At 42.0% G+C, this 873-nt stretch carries 2 protein-coding genes; both read right to left on the reverse strand.

Annotated elements, in window-relative coordinates; genetic code table 11:
* Nucleotides 1–404, reverse strand: a 404-nt coding sequence (locus tag AC1DWN_RS34495; RefSeq protein WP_477563304.1) for a GNAT family N-acetyltransferase, incomplete at its 3' end; no start/stop codon positions are given.
* A 267-nt stretch (nt 405–671) separates the two neighbouring features.
* Nucleotides 672–873 (reverse strand): zinc-binding dehydrogenase (locus AC1DWN_RS34500; protein WP_477563305.1); only part of this gene is annotated, 202 nt, incomplete at its 5' end.

An 873-nucleotide genomic window follows, 5' to 3' on the forward strand; every position in this document is an offset into this window, starting at 1 on the left:
ATACAGAACTGCTCAAGCTTACTATTCAGCAGTGGTATGACCTTCACCGTCCGATAATGATAATGTTCATATATAGGTAAATTGCTTAATGTCTGTGTCTCTAATGTGCATGCGATATTTTTCTCTTGACATTCAGCGAGCATCGGCTTGRTTACCTTCGATACGTAGCCCTGTCCGCGATAGGGTTCCTGTACAACAAGCATATCCAAATGCATATAAGGCTGATCGCCTAGCATCGATAACCACGATGAACTCATGCTGCGCAATATTGATAATCCTCGAAAAAATCCGCGAACCCCAATGACTTGACAGATCGGCAACGACTTAATAATAGCAAGTCCAATCCGGTTTAGATACTTTACTTTTGATCGAAAGGTCCCAGCTTCGCGTTCCGAGTAGAACACCAACGCTACAGCTTCATAATTATCCGACGTCGTAAGCAGATCCGAATAAGGATAGCATTTCAATATACCGATGAAAAAAAATATTCAATACGCTAATTCTCGTTTTCTCATCTGGCAAAATATGCTCATACAACGGATCGTCCTTAGCGAACGCTTGGGCGAGAATGCAGGCAGCCTTCGGAATGTTTATTACGAAAGCGGCAAATCGAGTGCCAAGATACGAGGATACGAGTTATTCCGACATATTCTCGTTAACATGAAAGTCAATTATTCATTCCCTTTCACTTTGACGAGCATTTTACCAAGATTCTTACCTTCAAATAATTGTAAAAAAGCTTGCGGTGCTTGATCAAAGCCTTCTACAATGGTCTCCTCATATTTCAACTTACCCTCTGCGAGCCACTTTCCAAGAGCTTGAATGCCTTCTCCAGAACGGTCTGCATAATCACTGAGTACGAAGCCTTTGATG

Source organism: Paenibacillus sp. P4_A7 (assembly GCF_056402455.1).